Origin of the sequence: Rhodococcus sp. ACS1 (assembly GCF_002300155.1) — a bacterium.
GTDB lineage: Bacteria > Actinomycetota > Actinomycetes > Mycobacteriales > Mycobacteriaceae > Rhodococcus_F > Rhodococcus_F koreensis.
In genome coordinates this window covers 145,524-163,637 of record NZ_NSDZ01000002.1, presented here as the reverse complement: position 1 = coordinate 163,637, position 18,114 = coordinate 145,524, and the positions used below count along the sequence as shown (strand labels likewise).

General features: G+C 69.6%; 18 protein-coding genes. 14 read left to right on the top strand and 4 right to left on the bottom strand.

The features are described 5' to 3' along the window. Position 1: 1 nt before the first annotated feature. From CJ179_RS08055 to CJ179_RS08045, 3 genes are read left to right on the top strand one after another with little or no spacing between them, the layout of a single operon-like run. The gene (locus CJ179_RS08055) at positions 2–874 is read left to right on the top strand and encodes a MaoC/PaaZ C-terminal domain-containing protein (protein ID WP_095861139.1); all 873 of its coding nucleotides are present in this window, start codon (positions 2–4) and stop codon (positions 872–874) included. Continuing rightward, complete coding sequence (locus CJ179_RS08050) at positions 871–1,521, top strand: PaaI family thioesterase (protein WP_095861138.1); 651 nt, start codon at positions 871–873, stop codon at positions 1,519–1,521. The genes CJ179_RS08055 and CJ179_RS08050 overlap by 4 nt, the downstream gene beginning before the upstream one ends. A gap of 22 nt (positions 1,522–1,543) precedes the next feature. Further along, positions 1,544–2,356, top strand: a complete 813-nt coding sequence (locus CJ179_RS08045) for a mycofactocin-coupled SDR family oxidoreductase (protein ID WP_179377555.1) — start codon at positions 1,544–1,546, stop codon at positions 2,354–2,356. Between the two features lie 73 nt (positions 2,357–2,429). Here CJ179_RS08045 and CJ179_RS08040 read toward each other — a convergent pair whose 3' ends face one another. Then, positions 2,430–4,091, bottom strand: coding sequence for a class I adenylate-forming enzyme family protein (locus CJ179_RS08040; protein ID WP_095861136.1), 1,662 nt, complete (start codon positions 4,089–4,091; stop codon positions 2,430–2,432). A 154-nt stretch (positions 4,092–4,245) separates the two neighbouring features. Between CJ179_RS08040 and CJ179_RS08035 the strand changes: the two genes are divergently transcribed. Genes CJ179_RS08035 through CJ179_RS08025 form a run of 3 tightly spaced genes read left to right on the top strand, consistent with a single transcriptional unit; the run spans position 4,246 to position 8,034 of the window. Next, positions 4,246–5,439, top strand: a complete 1,194-nt coding sequence (locus CJ179_RS08035; protein WP_072940787.1) for an NADH:flavin oxidoreductase — start codon at positions 4,246–4,248, stop codon at positions 5,437–5,439. A 26-nt stretch (positions 5,440–5,465) separates the two neighbouring features. Beyond that, positions 5,466–7,133 (top strand): AMP-binding protein, encoded by a 1,668-nt coding sequence (locus tag CJ179_RS08030; RefSeq protein ID WP_095861415.1) that lies wholly within the window; start codon positions 5,466–5,468, stop codon positions 7,131–7,133. Between the two features lie 13 nt (positions 7,134–7,146). Beyond that, the gene (locus CJ179_RS08025) at positions 7,147–8,034 is read left to right on the top strand and encodes an LLM class F420-dependent oxidoreductase (protein ID WP_095861135.1); all 888 of its coding nucleotides are present in this window, start codon (positions 7,147–7,149) and stop codon (positions 8,032–8,034) included. Here CJ179_RS08025 and CJ179_RS08020 read toward each other — a convergent pair. Continuing rightward, positions 8,018–8,458, bottom strand: a complete 441-nt coding sequence (locus tag CJ179_RS08020) for a nuclear transport factor 2 family protein (protein ID WP_095861134.1) — start codon at positions 8,456–8,458, stop codon at positions 8,018–8,020. The two genes, CJ179_RS08025 and CJ179_RS08020, sit on opposite strands and share 17 nt — an antisense overlap. A gap of 139 nt (positions 8,459–8,597) precedes the next feature. Between CJ179_RS08020 and CJ179_RS08015 the strand changes: the two genes are divergently transcribed. The 6 genes from CJ179_RS08015 to CJ179_RS07990 are packed head-to-tail and all read left to right on the top strand — an operon-like array spanning position 8,598 to position 14,229. After that, positions 8,598–9,764 carry an acyl-CoA dehydrogenase family protein gene (locus CJ179_RS08015; protein WP_095861133.1) on the top strand — a complete coding sequence of 389 codons (1,167 nt, stop codon included), beginning with the start codon at positions 8,598–8,600 and terminating at the stop codon, positions 9,762–9,764. After that, complete coding sequence (locus CJ179_RS08010; protein WP_095861132.1) at positions 9,761–10,699, top strand: bifunctional MaoC family dehydratase N-terminal/OB-fold nucleic acid binding domain-containing protein; 939 nt, start codon at positions 9,761–9,763, stop codon at positions 10,697–10,699. Before CJ179_RS08015 ends, CJ179_RS08010 begins: the two co-directional genes overlap by 4 nt. Further along, a complete protein-coding gene (locus CJ179_RS08005) occupies positions 10,699–11,811 on the top strand; it encodes an acyl-CoA dehydrogenase family protein (RefSeq protein WP_072940772.1) in 1,113 nt (370 codons plus the stop codon). The genes CJ179_RS08010 and CJ179_RS08005 overlap by 1 nt, the downstream gene beginning before the upstream one ends. Next, entirely contained in the window at positions 11,808–12,239 is a 432-nt protein-coding gene (locus tag CJ179_RS08000; RefSeq protein WP_072940769.1) for a MaoC family dehydratase, read from the top strand. The genes CJ179_RS08005 and CJ179_RS08000 overlap by 4 nt, the downstream gene beginning before the upstream one ends. Further along, on the top strand, positions 12,236–13,414 hold the full coding sequence (locus tag CJ179_RS07995) for a lipid-transfer protein (RefSeq protein ID WP_095861131.1): 1,179 nt from the start codon (positions 12,236–12,238) through the stop codon (positions 13,412–13,414). Before CJ179_RS08000 ends, CJ179_RS07995 begins: the two co-directional genes overlap by 4 nt. A gap of 2 nt (positions 13,415–13,416) precedes the next feature. Next, the gene (locus CJ179_RS07990; RefSeq protein WP_095861130.1) at positions 13,417–14,229 is read left to right on the top strand and encodes a MaoC/PaaZ C-terminal domain-containing protein; all 813 of its coding nucleotides are present in this window, start codon (positions 13,417–13,419) and stop codon (positions 14,227–14,229) included. 76 nt (positions 14,230–14,305) lie between these two features. On the opposite strand, the gene CJ179_RS07985 is transcribed toward CJ179_RS07990, so the two are convergent. Beyond that, positions 14,306–15,079: an SDR family oxidoreductase gene (locus tag CJ179_RS07985; RefSeq protein ID WP_072940761.1), complete on the bottom strand. Its 774-nt coding sequence runs from the start codon at positions 15,077–15,079 to the stop codon at positions 14,306–14,308. Between the two features lie 113 nt (positions 15,080–15,192). Here CJ179_RS07985 and CJ179_RS07980 point away from each other — a divergent pair, with 113 nt between their 5' ends. Next, complete coding sequence (locus CJ179_RS07980; RefSeq protein WP_072940758.1) at positions 15,193–15,954, top strand: SDR family NAD(P)-dependent oxidoreductase; 762 nt, start codon at positions 15,193–15,195, stop codon at positions 15,952–15,954. A gap of 207 nt (positions 15,955–16,161) precedes the next feature. Then, the gene (locus CJ179_RS07975) at positions 16,162–17,217 is read left to right on the top strand and encodes a ferredoxin--NADP reductase (protein ID WP_072940755.1); all 1,056 of its coding nucleotides are present in this window, start codon (positions 16,162–16,164) and stop codon (positions 17,215–17,217) included. A gap of 8 nt (positions 17,218–17,225) precedes the next feature. Here the strand turns inward: CJ179_RS07975 and CJ179_RS07970 are convergent, their stop codons facing one another. After that, positions 17,226–18,095, bottom strand: coding sequence for a class II glutamine amidotransferase (locus CJ179_RS07970; protein ID WP_072940752.1), 870 nt, complete (start codon positions 18,093–18,095; stop codon positions 17,226–17,228). Between the last annotated feature and the right edge of the window lie 19 nt (positions 18,096–18,114).

The following is an 18,114-nucleotide window of genomic DNA, read 5'->3' as shown; positions in this document are numbered from 1 at the left end:
CATGGCGATCGACGTGAAGGCGGCGCTGGCCGCGGACCCGGCCGTCCGCGAACTGTCGTGGACCGAACGCGACGTGATGCTCTACCACCTCGGACTCGGCGTCGGCGAGAACACCCGGGACCCGGCGGAACTGCGCTGGGTGTACGAGAAGAACCTGCGCGTGCTGCCGACGTTCGCGCTCGTCGCGGGGCAGGGCATCTCGGCGGGCGACGTACCGCAGGCCGGGCTGAGCCTGCCCGGCATCGACATCGACCTGCGCACGATCCTGCACGGCGGCCAGTCGCTCACCGTGCACGCGCCGATCCCCGCCTCGGGTTGGGCCCGGGTGTCCTCGCGGGTGGCCGACGTGTGGGACAAGGGCAAGGCCGCCGTCATCGTGCTCGAACAGACGGCCACCGACTCGGGCGGGAACCCGTTGTGGACCACGGGGATGCAGATCTGGGCCCGTGATGAGGGCGGGTTCGGCGGCTCCCCGGGACCCGAGTCGGTGGCCACGATGCCGGACCGGGAGCCCGACAAGGTGCTCGTGTCCCGCACCGGGACTGCGCAGGCGCTGCTCTACCGGCTCAGCGGCGACCTCAACCCACTGCACGCGGACCCCGAGTTCGCCGCCGCGGCCGGGTTCGAAAGGCCGATCCTGCACGGGCTCGCGTCGTACGGTGTGGTGTGCAAGGCCGTCGTCGACGGAATGCTGGACGGCGATCCCACGCGACTGCGCCACTACGCGGTGCGGTTCGCGGGCTCGCTGTATCCCGGCGACACCGTCGAAACTGCGGTCTGGCAGGAGGGCGACCGGCTCACCCTCCGCGCGACGTGCCCCGACCGGGCCGGGCAACCGGTGCTGACCCAGGCGACGATGGAGGTGACCGGATGAGCGTCGGAACGCATCCCACGTTCGAGAACAGCCCGCCGGGAACGGTGCTGACGTCGCCACCCGACGGTTCCGCCGTCGACCGGGCGACCGGGGCCGCCCGGCGTGTGGTCGACGCGTTGCTGCGCACCGACCGCGGCAACGCCAACCTCGAGCGCGTCGCGGAGGAGTTGAACAGCATCGCCGAACACCTCGAGGAACACGCCCCCGCCGTCGCGGAGCGGCTGATCGACATGTGGAACGGCGAGGGCGTCACCCGGCACGATCCCGTCACCGGACCCGAGAACGCGCTCGCGCCGCCGCTGGTCCTCGAGGGCCTGCCGGACGGATCGGTCCGAGGCACCGTCACCCTGACCATCCCGTACCAGGGGCCGCCCGGGCACGTCCACGGCGGCGTGTCCGCGCTCCTGCTCGACCACGTCCTCGGCGTCGCCAACGCGTGGGGTGGAAAGGCGGGCATGACAGCGCAGTTGAGCACCCGCTACCACCGCCCGACGCCGCTGTTCGAACCGCTCACCCTGACCGGGAAGCTGATGTCGGTCGACGGCCGCAAGATCACCACCGCCGGCGACATCCGGACCGCGGACGGTCAGGTGTGCGTCTCCGTCGAGGGACTGTTCGTCGACAAGACCGTGCCCCGCCCACGATGACCCGGATCAGGAGCAGAACGTGATGTCACCGCAGCGTTTCGAGAACAAGGTCGTCTTCGTCACCGGCGCCGCCCGCGGGCAGGGCCGCGCCGAGGCCGTCCGGTTCGCGTCCGAGGGCGCCGACGTCATCGCGATCGACGTCTGCACCGAATTCGCGTCCACGCCCTATCCCGGCGCCACCCGGGACGACCTGGCAGAGACGGTCCGGCTGGTCGAGTCGACGGGGCGGAGGATCGTCGCGGCCACCGCCGACGTGCGCGACTTCGACGGCCTCTCGCGGGCACTGGCCGACGGCATCGACCGGCTGGGCCGCCTCGACGTCGTGATCGCGAACGCGGGCATCTGCTCGGGGGCGCTGTCGTGGGAGATCACCGCCGAGCAGTGGAAGGAGACGGTCGACGTCAACCTCACGGGAACATTCCACACCGCGAAGGCGGCGATTCCGTACCTGATCGAACAGGGTGAGGGCGGCGCCGTCGTCTTCACCAGTTCGGTGTCCGGGTTGAAGGGCACCCCGTTCACCGGGCACTACGTCGCCACCAAGCACGGCATCACCGGGCTGGCCAAGACGATGGCGAACGAACTCGGTGAGCACCGCATCCGCGTCAACACCGTGCACCCGGCGGGGGTCGATACCGGCATGAAGATGCGCGACCTGCACCCGCTCATCACGAAGTACGCGTCGACTCTCGGCTCGATCTACCAGAACACGCTGCCCTACACCATCACCCAGCCGGAAGACGTCGCCGCCGTCGTCGCGTGGGTGTGTTCCGACGAAGCGAAGTACATCACCGGGGCGCAGATCCCCGTCGATCTCGGCAACCTCATCCGCTGACGTTCGCCCGGTCTTCCCTCACCTGAATGCCTCGGGGGTGCAGTTCGACTGCACCCCCGCGGCATTCGGTGCGTCAGACGGTGATGTCGCGGCGGACCATCTTGCCGGTCGCGTTGCGGGGCAGCAGGTCCGTGGTGATCCGCCAGCGGGTCGGGACCTTGAAATACGACAGGCGATCGGCGGCGTAGTCCCGCAGTTCCGCTTCGGTGGTCGCGGCACCCGGTCGCAACACCACCACGGCGGCCACCTCCTGCCCCAGATCCTCGTGGGGCGTCCCGATCACGGCGCACTCGAGCACGTCGGGGTGCTCGTCGAGGCACTGCTCGATCTCGGTGGGGTACACGTTTTCGCCGCCGCGCAGGATCAGATCCGAGCGGCGTCCGGTCAGCCGGAGGCGGCCGTTCTCGACGATCCCGAAGTCGCCGGTCCGGAGCCACCGGCCCGGGGCGATCGCGGCGGCGGTGGCGGCCTCGTCCTCCCAGTAGCCGAGCATCACGAACGGGCTGCGCACACACACCTCACCCTCGACGCCGTCGGGCAGCCACTCCCCGAACGGGTCGCGGATCTCCATGCTCACCGTGATGATCGGCCGCCCCAGAGTGCCCGGGAACTGCTCGAGTTCGGGGGCGGTGGCCACGGCGATCGCGGTACTGCATTCGGTGAGCCCGTAGCTGTCGACGAGTGCGTTTCGCGCGAACGGCACTCTCTCGCGCAGACGTTCCTTGAACGCGACCGACGACGGCGCGGAGGCCAGCGAGAACGACGTGAGCGACGACAGGTCGTACCTGTCGAGGTTCTCGTGCTCCACCAGTCGGGACGCCATGGTGGGCACCGCACCCCAGTTGGTGACGCGTTCCCGCTCGACGAGACGGAGTACGGCGTCGACGTCGAATCCACCCTGGTGCATGACGACCGCCCCGCCCGTCGCCAGCCGCGGAATCACCAGATTGTGCAGGCTCGCGATGTGGAACAGGGGAGACGTCAGAAGGTAGCGGAGCGGACTCGGCGCGGCCGGATCGACGGGCCGTCCACTGAATTCGCCGACCACGGCGTCGCTGAAGCGGTGGTAGTCGACGACGGCCAGGATGTTGCGCTGCGAGTGCAGCGCTCCCTTGGGCCTGCCGCTCGTGCCGCTGGTGTAGAGGATGGCGGCGGGGTCGTCCTCGTCGACGTCGGTGTGCGGCAGGGGGGCGCCCGCGTAGCGCGCGAAGATTCCGGGCAGATCCTCCTCCATCGTGAGGACCGGGACCGCGGTGCCGACCGCGGCGAGCGTCTCGGCGCGCTTCGCGTCGGCGATCACCACGGTGGGACGGCTGTGCGTCAGCCCGTACTCGACCTCCCGCGGAACCCACCAGCCGTTCAATCCGACGCTGATGGCGCCGAGCACCTGCGCGGCCCAGAACGCGACCACCCACTCGGGGGTGTTCGCGGCCAGGATCGCCACCCGGTCACCTTTCCGGACGCCGTGGTCCTCGCGCAGCGCCGTCGCCAGGGCGGCGACCGCGGCGGCGTGCTCGGTGTAGGACATCCGGCGGTCGGCGGTCACCAGGTAGTCGCGGTCGCCCCACCTCAGTGACGTGGTGAGAAGTTCGCCGACCGAGCGTCCACGGTTCTTCATCACGGGCATCCGGGTGCCGAGCACCGGTTCCTCGACGAGTTCGAACCGGCCACCGGGTCCGGTGAGGCGGGACATCACCTGACCCAGGAGCAACTGTGGATCTGTAGGGGCAGTCATCGGGGCGACCTTTCGTCCTCGGGCACTCGTACCGACACAAGATGGCACGCCGTGACGGGCGCCCGGACGTGGTTACCACTCAGCGAGACTGCCACGATCCGTGACATCCCGGCGCCGTTACGTTCGACAGCGAATCGCAGCTGGAGGAACTCATATGACGATAGATCTCGACCCGCCCGCAGTGAAGGTCGATCCGCTCGCCCCGGCCCGGCTCGGGCCGATCACTTTGCGTAATCGCGTGATCAAGGCGGCGACGTACGAGGGGCTGACCCCGAAGGGTCTGGTCACCGACGAGCTCATCGAATTCCATCGGCAGCCCGCCGCCGGAGGCGTGGGCATGACGACGGTCGCGTACTGCGCGGTCGCCGCCGACGGCCGGACCTCGCCCGGCCAGATCCAATGGACCGACGAGACGATGCCGGGCCTGCGGAAGCTGACCGACGCCATCCACGGCGAGGGCGCGGCGGTGTCTGCGCAGATCGGTCACGCGGGACCGGTCGCGGCCGCGAAGTACATCGGGTACCCCGCGTTGGGCCCGTCCCGTGCCTTCCGGATGACCACGCAGAACTTTTCCAAGCCGGCTTCGACGGCCGATATCGCCCGGATCGTCGAGGCGCACGCGAACGCGGCCCGCCGCGCGGTGGAGGCGGGATTTGACGCCGTGGAGATCCATTTCGGCCACAACTACCTGATCAGCTCCTTCCTGAGCCCGAAGGTCAACAAGCGCACCGACGAGTACGGCGGATCCCTGGCGAACCGCGCCCGGTTCGCGCTCGAGACCGCCCGGGCCGTGCGGGACGCGGTGGGAGACCGGATCGCGATCCTCGCGAAGCTGAACATGGACGACGGTGTGCCCGGCGGCTTCTGGGTGGACGAGGCCATCCAGGTGGCGCAGTGGCTCGAACGGGACGGTTCACTCGACGCGCTCGAGCTCACCGCGGGCAGTTCGCTGCTGAATCCGATGTACCTGTTCAAGGGCGACGCGCCGCTCCGTGAGTTCGCCGCCGTCATGCCGCAGCCGACGAAACTGGGAATCCGGTTGGTCGGCAAGCATTTCCTGAAGGAATACCCCTACCGCGACGCCTACCTCCTCGAGGACGCCCGGCAGATCAGGGCCGCCGTGACGATGCCGCTCGTGCTGCTCGGCGGCATCACCGGCAAGGCGACCATGGACCTGGCGATGGAGGAGGGCTTCCAGTTCGTGGCGGTCGCACGGGCACTGCTGCGGGAACCCGACCTCGTCAACCGCATCACGGACGAGAACCACAACCCCGGATTGTGCATTCACTGCAACAAGTGCATGACGGCGATCTACGGTGGCACCCACTGCGTGCTCCGAGCGCAGTGAGCGTGCAGGCCGTGTCGACAGGAGAGATGGAGTTGGAACGCACCACGATCGCCCGGATGCTGCTCGACCGCCTGGGTGACGACAGGATGGGAGTCCGCACCCGGGAACAGGATTGGACCTGGGACGAGGTCGTGCACGAGAGTGCCGCGCGCGGGAGCGTCGCGTCCTCGCTGCGCCGCGACGGCCCGTTCCACGTGGGCGTCCTGCTGGAGAACACCCCCGAGTTCCTGTTCTGGCTGGGCGGCGCGGCCCTCGCCGGCGCCACCGTCGTCGGCATCAACCCGACCCGCCGCGGGGCGGAACTCGAGGCCGAGATCCGGTACGTCGACTGTCAGCTGATCGTGACGGACACCGCGGGGAAGGCGCAGCTCGCGGGTCTCGACCTCGGGCTGTCCGAGGACCGGTTCCTGCTGGTCGACGAACCGGCCTACACCGACCTCGTCGCGGCCCACGCCGTGGAGCACCCGGTCGAGGACCCCGCGCTCGACCCGTCGACGCTGTTCCTGCTGCTCTTCACGTCCGGCACCACCGGCACGTCGAAGGCGGTGCGGTGCAGTCAGGGCCGCCTCGCCCGGCTGGCGTACGCGAACATCGCCAAGTACGGGCACGTGCGCGAGGACGTCGACTACTGCTGCATGCCGCTGTTCCACGGCAACGCGCTGATGGCGCTGTGGGCGCCCGCCCTCGCCATCGGCGCCACCGTCTGCCTGCCGCGCAAGTTCTCCGCGTCCGGTTTCCTGCCCGACGTCCGGTTCTTCGGTGCCACGTTCTTCACCTACGTCGGCAAGGCGCTGGCGTACCTGATGGCCACCCCGGAACAACCCGACGACCGGGACAACACGCTGGTCCGCGGTTTCGGGACCGAGGCGTCCCCGGAGGACAAGGCCGAATTCGTCCGCCGGTTCGGCGCCGAACTGTACGAGGGATACGGCTCGAGTGAGGGCGCCGGCTCGGTGACGCTCGACCCCCACGCCCCCGAGGGCGCGCTCGGCAGGCCCGCGAACGAGAACATCGTCATCGTCGACCCCGACACGCTCGCGGAGAAGACCCGGGCTCGGATCGGAGAGCACGGCCGGGTGCTCAACCCGGACGAGGCGATCGGCGAGATGATCGACAGGGCGGGCGCGGCACGGTTCGAGGGCTACTACAAGAACGAGGACGCGATCGCCGACCGGATCAGGCACGGGTGGTACTGGACGGGCGACCTCGGGTACGTCGACGAGGCCGGCTTCATCTACTTCGCAGGCAGGAAGGGCGACTGGATCCGGGTGGACGGCGAGAACACCTCGGCGTTGATGGTGGAGCGGATTCTGCGCCGCCACCCGAAAGTGATCGCCACCGGCGTGTACGCCGTGCCCGACCCGAGGTCGGGTGATCAGGTGATGGCGGCCGTCGAGGTGTCGGACCCGACCGATTTCGATCCGGTCGAGTTCGCCGCGTTCCTCGCCGGCCAGGACGACCTGGGCACGAAGGCGGCCCCGCGATTCGTCCGGGTGTCGACGGACCTGCCGGTGACGGGATCGAACAAGGTGCTCAAACGGACCCTGCAGGAACAGCGCTGGCGGTGCGACGATCCGGTCTTCCGGTGGGTGGGACGCGGTGTTCCCGAGTACCACGCGATGACCGACAGTGAGAAGGCCGCGCTGGAGCAGGAGTTCCACACGCACGGCCGGCAACGATTCCTGCACGTGTGACGGTGAGGGTGACATGAAACTGGGTGTGGTGATTCCCGTCGAGCTGGGACGGGCCGGTGAGCCCGAGTGGATACTCGAATTCGCCAGGGCTGCCGAATCACTCGGATTCGACGAGATCTCCGCCGTCGAACACTCGGTCGTCATCGCGGACACGGCGAGCGAATACCCGTACTCGCCCACCGGCAAGTCACACTTGCCCGACGACTGCAGCCTCCCGGACCCCCTGGAACTGCTGTCGTTCGTCGCCGGCGCCACGACGACCCTGGGTCTCGCGACGGGAGTGCTGGTACTGCCCAACCATCACCCGGTGGTGCTGGCGAAACGCCTCGCCACCCTGGACCGGCTGTCGGCGGGACGCCTCCGCGTCTGCCTCGGTCTCGGCTGGATGCGGGAGGAGATCGAGGCGTGCGGCGGCGACTTCGACCGACGCGGCGCGGTGGCCGACGAGGCGATCGCGGTGATGCGGGCCCTGTGGTCGGGCACCGCCGCGGTCGACTTCGAGGGCGAATACTTCTCCTTCCGCGGCGCGCAGAGTTGGCCCAAACCGCAGCGGGATTCGGGCGTGCCGCTCTTCATCGGCGGTCACAGCCCGGCCGCCGCACGCCGCGCCGGGAGGCTCGGCGACGGGTTCCAGCCCCTCGGCCTCGCCGGCGACGACCTGAATCGGGCGATCGCCCGGATGCGGGCCGCCGCGGCAGGCGCGGGCCGCGACCCTGCCGACGTCGAACTCGTGCTGGGTGCCACGCTGCCCCGGCTGGACGAGGCGAAACTCGACCGGTCCCGGGACCTGGGCGCGAACCGGCTCGTCCTGTCGGCGTCCCGGCACGCGCAGTCCCTGGACCAGGTCGTCGACGAGATGGCCGCCTGCTCGGCCCGCCTGGGACTCAGTCCGGCACGGTGACCGGCACGTCCTCGCTGAAGTCGACGATCAGTTCGCGCCGGGCGAACCGCCAGCCGGAGTCGCCGAGCACGTAGCGGTCGTGGTAGCGCAGTGCGATCCGGTTGTCACGGAATCCGTTTCGGCCGGAGTAGACGTGATGGGCGGTGCAGTACGTCTCACCCGACGCCGTCGACCCGTCCACGTCGAGCACCTGCTGGTGGACGACGTGCCGCGTGGAATGCAGATGCGTGACGGCGTCCACGACGGCGGACGCGAGTGCGTCACTGCCGTGCAGTTCCGTCGCCGCGCCGGTGCCCGTCAACGCGGGCGGAAGGACGAACGTCGCGTCGGGGTCGAACAGCGTCGCGAGCGTCGCCGCCTCGCGCCGGTCGACGGCCCGCGCGTAGCGGGCGGTGAGTTCGGTGAGAGCGAATTCGGTGGCCATTCCACCATTCCAGCGGACGCCCGGCATCGGCGACAGCCGCCTCCCGGTGACCGAGACACCGGCACCGGGGCGGGGGAGTGCTGGTTAGCGTCCAGAACACACGTGGCGACAGCCACGCACAGGCATGAGGAGATCGCCGATGGATCTGAGGGAATCGCCCGCGCAGCGGGAACTCCGGCGGGAATTGCGCGCCTACTTCGCGGCATTGCTGCCGGAGGAGAAGCGGCGCGTCGCAGGTGAGGAGGGTGTCGGCGGCGAACACTTCCGCGACATCGTGCGCCTGCTGGGCAAGGACGGCTGGCTCGGTGTCGGCTGGCCGGTCGAGTACGGCGGCCAGGGTCGGTCGATCGAAGACCAGTTCGTGTTCTTCGACGAGGTGCAGCGGGCCGGGTTGCCGTTCCCGTTCGTCACCGTCAACACCGTCGGGCCCACGCTGATGAAGTACGGCACCGAGGAGCAGAAGGCGCGGTTCCTGCCCGGCATCCTCGCCGGCGACATCGTGTTCGCCATCGGCTACACCGAACCCGAGGCAGGCACCGACCTCGCCGCGCTGCAGACCCGGGCCGTGCGCGACGGGGACTCGTGGATCGTGGACGGCAACAAGATCTTCACCAGCGGCGCCAACACCGCCGACTACGTGTGGCTGGCGTGCCGCACCGATGCGGACGCGCCCAAACACAAGGGAATCTCGATCCTCATCGTGCCCACCGACGACCCCGGGTTCAGCTGGTCGCCCATCCACACCGTGGGAGGACTGACAGTCACGTCGACGTACTACAGCGGGATCCGGGTCGGCGATCAGGACGTCGTGGGCGACGTCCACGGCGGGTGGCAGTTGATTACCGCGCAACTCAACCACGAACGGATCGGGCTCGCGGCGCTCGGCGGCCGCACACTCGGCTTGTGGCACCAGGTTCTCGACTGGGCCCGGGAGAACGGCGCACTCGACATCCCCTGGGTACAGATGGACTTCGCCCGCACCCACGCCAAGCTCGAGGCGATGCGACTGCTGAACTGGAAGATGACCGCCGCGGTCGCGCGGGACGCGTTGTCGGGCGCCGACGCCGGCGCCACCAAGACGTACGGCACCGAAACCCACGTCGACGTCTACCGCACGCTGCTCGGGATCCTCGGCGCCGCGGGCCGGCTGCGCCCCGGCTCACCGGGAGCGGTCCTCGCCGGCCAGATCGAACAGATCTCACGGCAGAGCGTGGTGAACACGTTCGGCGGCGGCGTCAACGAGGTGCTCCGCGACATGGTCGGCACCCTTGGCCTCGGACTGGTGCGCGAGAAGAGGGTGAAATGAGCGAACTCCTCACCCGGCTTCGGGCGTTCGAGGGTCGGACGATCGTCCCTGCCACCTGGGGTCCCGACCCCGTGAACACACCCATGATCCGGCACTGGGCCGAGGCGATGGGTGACACGAACCCCGTCTACCTCGACGACGACGCCGCACGCGCCACCGGCCGTCCCGGTGCCGTCGCGCCGGCCCAGATGCTGCAGGTGTGGACGATGCGCACGTACGCAGACAAGATGTCCGGCGCCGACCCGTCACCCGTCTGGACGGAACTGGTCGACACCCTCGACGAGGCGGGATTCACGTCCGTCGTCGCCACGGATTCCGACCAGGAATTCTTCGCCGAACTGTGCCCCGGCGACCGGGTCAGCATGACCGAGGTGGTCGAGTCCGTGTCCGCGGAGAAGCTGACCGGGCTCGGCGCCGGACATTTCGTCACCACGCTCAAGACGTACCGCAACGGCGACGGTGAGATCGTCGGCACCCAGCGGTGGCGGACACTCCGCTTCCGGCCTGCCGAACGCCCGGTCCCGCGCGCCCTGCGCCCGCGTCCTGCCCTCAACGAGGACAACGCCTTCTGGTTCGCGGCCGCCCGCGAGCACCGCCTCGTCATCCAGCGGTGCACGGGTTGCGGTGTGCTTCGGCACCCGACCGGACCGATGTGTGGGGAGTGCCGCTCCACCGAGTGGGACACCGTCGACGCGTCGGGGCGGGGCACCGTCTACACGTTCGTCGTCAACCACCACCCGAAGATCGACGCCTTCGACTACCCCCTGATCGTCGCGGTGATCGAACTCGAGGAGGGCACCCGGCTGATCGCCAACATGACGGGCGTCGAACCGGGGGACGTGCACATCGGAATGCCGGTGGAACTGGACTGGATCGACGCCGACCCGGAACTCACGCTCCCCGCGTTCCGGCCCGCCACATGGGAGGAGAACTGATGGACTTCACATTCGGCGAGGAGCAGGAAGCGGTGCGCGGACTGGCCGCGGACGTATTCGCCGCCAAGTCGCGACCCGAACGGATCAAGGAAATCGAGTCGACCGCCGACCGCATCGACCGGGAACTGTGGCGCGAACTCGCCACCACCGGTCTGCTCGGCATCGCCCTGCCCGAGAACCTCGGGGGCGGCGGCGCGGGACTCGCGGAACTGTTCGTCCTGCTCGAGGAACAGGGCCGGACCGTGGCGCCGGTTCCGTTGTGGCCGCACGTGCTCGGCGCGCTCGCGATCACCGAGTTCGGGGCGCCCACCCAACGCGACGCCCTGGTCCCCGCGGCGGCGGACGGCAGCCTGATCCTCACCGTCGCACTCGAGGAGTTCGGACCCTATGTGGACGGTGAACCGGCGACGACTGCCCGCGAGGTGGACGGCCGGTGGCACGTGCACGGCGCCAAGGCCGCGGTGCCGGTGGCGCATGTCGCCGAACGCCTCGTCGTCTCCGCGGCGACAGTGAGCGGTCCGGCGCTGTTCCTGGTGCACCCGGAATCCGCGGGAGTGACCGCGCAGCAGGCGGAGTCGACCACCCGCGAGATCTGCGCGAACGTCACGTTCGACGGGGCGCCGGCAGAGCCACTCGGCCCCGCGGACGGTACCGCGGTGCGGTGGCTGCTCGACCGGGCGGAGCTCGCGGTCGCTGCCCTGCAGCTGGGCGTGGGCGAAGGTGCGGTCCGTCAGGCCGTCACCTATCTCAATGGACGCACCCAGTTCGGCCGCCCGCTCGCGACATTCCAGGCCGTCACCCACCAGCTCGCGGACTGCTACATCGACCTCGAGGCCATGCGTGTGACGCTCTGGCAGGCCGTCTGGCTCCTCGGGAGCGGGGAGGATCCGGGAACCGCCGTGCCGGTGGCGAAATGGTGGGCCACCGACGGCGGCCAGCGGGTCGTCCACCGCACGCAGCACGTGCACGGCGGGATCGGCGTCGACACCGACTACCCGGTGCACCGGCACCTGCTGTGGGGCAAACAGCTCGCCGCCACACTCGGCGGCGCCTCTTCCGACCTGGCGCGTCTGGGTGCGCAACTGGCGGCCGGCGTCGAGGTGGTCGCATGACCGCGACCGTCGGCGCCCCGGCCTACGAGACCGTGCAGATCGGCGACCGGCTGCCGGAGCTGGTGATTCCGCTGACCCGCACCCTGATCGTCGCCACCGCCCTCGCCACCCGCGACTTCCAGGACGTCCACCACGACCCGGCCCTCGCGGTGGAGCGGGGATCGAAGGACGTGTTCATGAACATCCTCACCACCAATGGACTGGTGGGGCGGTTCGTCACCGACTGGGCGGGCCCACACGCGTCGCTGCGCCGCATCGCGGTGCGGCTCGGCGTCCCCAACCACCCCGGCGACGAGATGACCCTGACCGGTGAGGTGGTCGCGAAGGACGACGGCCTCGCGACCGTGAAGATCCGCGGCACGAACAGCCTCGGCGACCACGCCACCGGCACCGTCGTCGTCGCCTTGCCTGCACGAGGAGACCTGTGACCAGCCCCCTGTCGGGCGCCGCCGCCATCGTCGGCATCGGCGCCACCGAATTCTCCAAGCACTCGGGACGCAGCGAACTGCAACTGGCGTGCGAGGCGATCGTCGCCGCGCTCGCCGATGCGGGCATCGACCCGTCCGAGGTGGACGGACTGTCCACGTACACCGCCGAAACCAACGGTGAGTTACTCGTCGCCCGCAACACGGGCATCGGTGAGCTGAAGTTCTTCTCCCGCATCGGCTACGGCGGCGGCGCCGCGTGCGCCACCGTCCAGCAGGCGGCCATGGCCGTGGCGACGGGCATCGCGGACGTCGTCGTCTGCTACCGCGCGTTCAACGAACGGTCCGGTGTGCGTTACGGACTCGGGCAGCACGACCGCCCGATGGACAGCACCGCGGACCGGGCCGCCTACGCCTGGCTGACCCCACAGGGACTGTCGACGCCCGCCCAGTGGGTGGCGATGTTCGCCCGCCGGTACATGCATCGGTACGGTGCCACGAGCGAGGACTTCGGCCGGGTCGCGGTCGTCGCCCGCAAGCACGCCGCCGTCAACCCCGCCGCCTGGTTCCACGGGAGGCCCATCACCCTCGACGACCATCAGCAGTCGCGGTGGATCGCCGAACCGCTGCGTCTACTGGACTGCTGCCAGGAAACCGACGGCGGCCAGGCGCTCGTCGTCGTCTCCGCCGAACGCGCCAAGGACCTCCGCAACACCCCGGCGATGATCAAGGCCGCCGCGCAGGGGTCCGGCAAGGACCAGCACATGATGGCAAGCTACTACCGGCCCGACATCACCGGAATACCCGAAATGGGCCTCGTCGGCAGGCAACTCTACGGGCAGAGCGGTCTCGCGCCGGACGACATCGCGGCGGCGATCCTCTACGACCACTTCACCCCGCTCGTCCTGCCGCAACTCGAGGAACTCGGGTTCTGCGACCCCGGCGAGGCGAAGGACTTCATCCGGGACGGCAACCTCGAGATCGGCGGCCGCCTCCCATCCAACACGCACGGCGGCCAGATCGGCGAGGCCTATCTGCACGGGGTCAACGGCATCGCCGAGGCGGTACGCCTGATCCGCGGAACGTCGACCACACAACCGGACGGCATCGGCAACGTGCTGGTGACCGCGGGCACCGCCGTGCCCACCAGCGGCCTGATCCTGGGCAGAGAGGACTGATCATGACGACAACCGAGCGCACGACGGCAGGAGCGTGGCGGGGTGAGGACCTCGGCACCCGGACCGTGAGGTACGACGAGCGCGATGCCATCCTGTACGCACTGTCGGTGGGTGCGAGGGCCACCGAACTGGACCTCGTCTTCGAGGAGCGTCTGCGGGTGCTGCCCACGTTCGCTCTGACGCTCGCCCAGTGGGCGCCCGACGAACTGGGGTCGCGGGGCGCTTTCGACACGAAGACGGCGCTGCACGGATCGCAGGAACTGACGGTGCTCGCGCCACTTCCGCGTCGCGGCGAGATCGCGTTGTCGGCGTCCGTCGGCGAGGTGTGGGACAAGGGTTCGGCGGCAGTGTTCGACGTGCGCGTCGAATCAGAGTTCTTCGTCGCCACCTGGTCGCTGTTCGCGCCGGGCGCGGGCGGGTTCGGCGGCGATCGCGGTCCCGCGAAACCGTCTCGGCCCGAGGGCGAACCGGTCGTGCAGCGCGTCCTGCACACCGCGGAGAACCAGGCGGCGCTGTACCGGCTGACCGGCGACCGGCACCACATCCACATCGATCCGGCGTCGGCGGAGCGGATCGGGCAGCCCCGGCCGATCATGCACGGCCTGTGCACCCTCGCCGCGAGCGCGCTGGAACTCGCGCGGGCGCTCGACGTGCACCCCGCCGACCTCGCCCGACTCGAGGGACGGTTCGCCGCACCGGTGTACCCGGGCGACGCGCCGTCGTTGCGGGCGTGGGGCGACGCGCACGATGCGTCGTTCGAACTCGTCCAGGGCGACCGGCCGGTGATCGCCGGCGCCCGCGCCGCGTTCGGCTGACCGCACGGTCGCCTTCCGTCGCCGAATGCCCCACCGGTGCAGGTGAACTGAACCGGTGCGGCGTTCGGTGTCGAGGTCAGGAGTGGGCCGCGAGGTACCGCGCCGGGTATTCGCCGCCGCCGTGGACGGCGAGATCGGCGCCGTTGACGTACGACGCCTGCGCGCTCGCCAGGAACAGGCAGGCGTCCGCGATGTCGGACGGCACCGCCATCCGCCCCATCGGAAGGGTCCGGGTGACGGCGGCGCCGCCGTCATCGCCGTAGACGGACGCCGCGCTCTCGGTGCGGATGAGGCCTGTGGTGATGTGGTTGATGCGGACCTTCGGAGCCCATTCGAGCGCAAGCGCTTTCGTCAGCACGAGCAGGCCCGCCTTCGCGGCGCTGTAGGCGGCGGTGCCCGGTTGCGGATCGTGGGCCGAGACGCTGCCGATGTTGACGATCGCGCCGCCGTCGGACTGCTGCTGCATCACCGCATTCGCGGCCTGGGCGACGGTGAAGGGTGCCAGCAGATTCAGCGCGACGATCTTCTCGACGAAGCGCGGCGAGACGGTGGCGGCGTCGGCGTCGGGCGACCCACCCGCGTTGTTGACGAGGACGTCGAGGCGGCCGAATCGGGCGACGGCATCGTCGATCAGTCCAGCGGCGTCGGCGTGGTCGCGAACGTCGGTGGCGCGGAACGCGGCGGTGCGATCACCGTGGGCGGGCAGGGTGTCCGGCGCGGACCGGCCGCACACGAGCACGTTCGCACCCGCGGCGAGAAACGCCTCGGCGACGACGAAACCGATGCCCTTGGTACCGCCGGTCACGACGACGGAGCGGCCACTGAAATCGAGAGGACGGGGATGTGTCACGGGGAGACCTTCGGAGTGGGGAGCGCGGGGGAGACCCGGCGCTCGGCGGTGATCAGTGAATATGTACGACCAAGCAATTGCTTGGTCTCGATAGTAGGGGAACGGGAGCGGACATGAACACACTCGACGGCAAGGTCGCACTGATCACGGGTGCCGGCCAGGGGATCGGGCAGGGAATCGCCCTCGCCCTCGCACGGGAAGGGGCGGCGATCGCGGTCGCCGGACGCACGGAATCGAAACTGCACGACACGTGCGAGCGACTGTCCACGATCGGCGCCCGTAGCGCACCCGTGGTGTGCGACGTCAGCAGGCGCAAGGACATCGCGTCCGCCGTCGAGCGGACCGTGGATGTGTTCGGCGGCGTCGACATCCTGGTCAACAACGCCAACGACTGCTCACCGGGACCGATCCTGTCGGTGATCGACGAGGAGTACGAGCGGTCGTTCGCGACGGGACCGCTCGCGACGCTGCGGATGATGCAGTCGTGCCACCCGCACATGGTCTCGCGCGGCGGCGGCGTGATCGTCAACCTCGTCACGTCGGCGGCCGTCCGCTGGGACGCGAGCAACTACGGCGCCTACGGTTCGATCAAGGAGGGCATGCGTTCGCTGACCAGGTCGGCGGCGTGCGAGTGGGGCCGGGACGGCATCCGGGTGCTGTCCGTCGCCCCGCACGCGAAGAGTCCGGCGCTCGCGCGGTGGATGGACCGGAACCCGGACGAGGCGGCGGAGTTCGTGGCGGGCATCCCCCTCGGACGGGTCGGTGACGCCGAGACCGACATCGGGCGCGCCGTCGTCTTCCTCGTGAGCGAGGACGCCGGCTACCTCACCGGGGCGACCATCCCCCTGGACGGCGGGCAGTCCCGTTGGGGCTGACGGCGGGCAGTCCCGTTGGGGCTGACGGCGGGCAGTCCCGTTGGGGCTGACGGCGGGCAGTCCCGTTGGGGCTGACGGCGGGCAGTCCCGTTGGGGCTGACGGCGAAAATCCGGGGTCCCGCCCAGCGGGAAAGGCTGAGGCCACCACTGTCGAACTGCACTAGTTTCGGCAGGATCGAATTACCGTAGCGAGAGGGCACCGTCGCGATGACGACCGTTGAAACACCACGCAGTTCGCGATCAGTAGTGGTCACCGTGGCCGCCGTCGTGGAGGAGACGTCCGACGCCCGGTCGCTGGTGTTCGACGTCCCCGACGAGCGCAGGCACGAATTCGCCTACAAGCCCGGGCAGTTCCTGACTCTGCGCATCCCGAGCGACCGGACGGGATCCGTCGCGCGGTGCTACTCGCTGGCCAGTTCGCCGTTCACCGACGACCTGCCGAAGGTGACGATCAAGCGCACCGCGGGCGGCTACGGTTCGCACTGGTTGTGCGACAACGTCGGCGTCGGTGACCGCATCGAGGTGCTGCCACCCGCCGGAGTGTTCACCCCGGCGAGCCTGGACGAAGACCTGATCTTGTTCGCCGCGGGCAGCGGAATCACCCCGGTGATGTCGATCCTCAAATCGGCGCTGAGCGAAGGGAACGGGAAAGTCGTTCTCGTGTATGCGAACCGGGACGAGAAGTCGGTGATCTTCGCCGACGAGTTGCGGGACCTCGCCGCCCGCCACGAACACCGGCTGACCGTCGTGCACTGGCTCGAGAGCGTGCAGGGCCTGCCGACACCACGCCAGCTTGCCAACCTGTCGGACCGGTTCCGGGACCACCGCGCCTACCTGTGCGGACCCCGCCCCTTCATGGACGCGATCCACGAGTCGCTCGCACTCGCCGGCGTCCCGCGCGACCGGGTGCACGCCGAAGTGTTCACCTCACTGTCCGGTGATCCGTTCGCGGACGTCGTGGTCGAGGACCTGCCGGACACGGAAGCGGGAGCGGCGTCGACGGTCGAGGTGCAACTCGACGGCGAGGCGCACAACCTCAGCTGGCCGCGCCGGGCGACGCTCGTCGACGTCATGCTCTCCACGGGACTCGACGTCCCCTACTCCTGCCGCGAAGGCGAATGCGGTTCCTGCGCATGCACGGTCGTCGAGGGTGAGGTGGACATGGACAACGCATCGATCCTCGACCCCGAGGACATCGCGAGCGGCTACATCCTCGCGTGCCAGGCCCGTCCCGTCAGCGAGCACGTGCGGGTCGAGTTCTGACCGGGTAGCTATTTCTCGGTCTGCGCCGCCGCCGCGCGGGCGTTCAGGTCGGCGAGGCGGATCGGGTACCGCGGCGGGCGATCGACGATCACCTCGCGGGTGACGCCGAGGTCGGCGCCGACGTGCAGCAGTTCGCCCGGCTGCAGCGGCGTCCAGCCGGGATCCTCGTCCATCTGCTCGCTGGCGACGACCACCGCGGGACGCTCGGCGAGATGTTCGGACCTGGCCCGGATCCGGCCGGGGGTACTCGCGTGCTGGAGGTGGCGTCCGCCGCTCGGACCGCCTGCCCGCCGTTCGAGGAAGAGCAGGTCGTGGGTGTCCGGATAGCGCAGCGCCCACAACTCGCCGGGGGTGGTCAGCAGGATGTTGAGCGCGTAGATCGGCACGTTGTCGGCCAGCCACCGCGCGGCCGACGTGATCCCTGCCGTGACGTCGCCGCCGTTCCTGCCGATGTGACTGGTCACGAGGGCGAAGACGCGTTCCGAATCGGTGTCGCCGTGAACGAGTGCGAGATCGGAGCCCAGTTCCGCCTCGAGCTTCGGCAGGTCCTCGACCACGCCGTTGTGAGCGAACACGCGACCGTCCTGGGCGAACGGATGAGTGTTCTGCGGAAGCAGTTCGCCCGTGGTCGCGAAACGGATGTGCGCGACGAACGTGGCCGAGTACCGGTGCTTCGCCTCCTGCGCGAACTCCGCGTCCTCGTAGGCGGCGAGTGGTTGCTTCTCCACCACCGGAGTTCCGTCCTCCGCGAACGTGCCGAGGCCGGTGCCGTCCGGCTCGCGGTGACTCTGCTGCGCCAGGCTGTCCGGGGCGTCCAGCAGCCAGAACGACGCGCGGACACGGTGCGGGGCGGCGGACAGCCCGAACAATCGGCACATGACTTCCCTCTCGGGTGGG

What these genes read in the sequence shown, in the direction of transcription:
- CJ179_RS08055 (WP_095861139.1), top strand. Translation starts at nt 2, where the DNA reads ATGGCGATCGACGTGAAGGCGGCGCTGGCCGCGGACCCGGCCGTCCGC.
- CJ179_RS08050 (WP_095861138.1), top strand. Translation starts at nt 871, where the DNA reads ATGAGCGTCGGAACGCATCCCACGTTCGAGAACAGCCCGCCGGGAACG.
- CJ179_RS08045 (WP_179377555.1), top strand. Translation starts at nt 1,544, where the DNA reads ATGTCACCGCAGCGTTTCGAGAACAAGGTCGTCTTCGTCACCGGCGCC.
- CJ179_RS08040 (WP_095861136.1), bottom strand. Translation starts at nt 4,091, where the DNA reads ATGACTGCCCCTACAGATCCACAGTTGCTCCTGGGTCAGGTGATGTCC.
- CJ179_RS08035 (WP_072940787.1), top strand. Translation starts at nt 4,246, where the DNA reads ATGACGATAGATCTCGACCCGCCCGCAGTGAAGGTCGATCCGCTCGCC.
- CJ179_RS08030 (WP_095861415.1), top strand. Translation starts at nt 5,466, where the DNA reads ATGGAGTTGGAACGCACCACGATCGCCCGGATGCTGCTCGACCGCCTG.
- CJ179_RS08025 (WP_095861135.1), top strand. Translation starts at nt 7,147, where the DNA reads ATGAAACTGGGTGTGGTGATTCCCGTCGAGCTGGGACGGGCCGGTGAG.
- CJ179_RS08020 (WP_095861134.1), bottom strand. Translation starts at nt 8,458, where the DNA reads ATGGCCACCGAATTCGCTCTCACCGAACTCACCGCCCGCTACGCGCGG.
- CJ179_RS08015 (WP_095861133.1), top strand. Translation starts at nt 8,598, where the DNA reads ATGGATCTGAGGGAATCGCCCGCGCAGCGGGAACTCCGGCGGGAATTG.
- CJ179_RS08010 (WP_095861132.1), top strand. Translation starts at nt 9,761, where the DNA reads ATGAGCGAACTCCTCACCCGGCTTCGGGCGTTCGAGGGTCGGACGATC.
- CJ179_RS08005 (WP_072940772.1), top strand. Translation starts at nt 10,699, where the DNA reads ATGGACTTCACATTCGGCGAGGAGCAGGAAGCGGTGCGCGGACTGGCC.
- CJ179_RS08000 (WP_072940769.1), top strand. Translation starts at nt 11,808, where the DNA reads ATGACCGCGACCGTCGGCGCCCCGGCCTACGAGACCGTGCAGATCGGC.
- CJ179_RS07990 (WP_095861130.1), top strand. Translation starts at nt 13,417, where the DNA reads ATGACGACAACCGAGCGCACGACGGCAGGAGCGTGGCGGGGTGAGGAC.
- CJ179_RS07980 (WP_072940758.1), top strand. Translation starts at nt 15,193, where the DNA reads ATGAACACACTCGACGGCAAGGTCGCACTGATCACGGGTGCCGGCCAG.
- CJ179_RS07975 (WP_072940755.1), top strand. Translation starts at nt 16,162, where the DNA reads ATGACGACCGTTGAAACACCACGCAGTTCGCGATCAGTAGTGGTCACC.
- CJ179_RS07970 (WP_072940752.1), bottom strand. Translation starts at nt 18,095, where the DNA reads ATGTGCCGATTGTTCGGGCTGTCCGCCGCCCCGCACCGTGTCCGCGCG.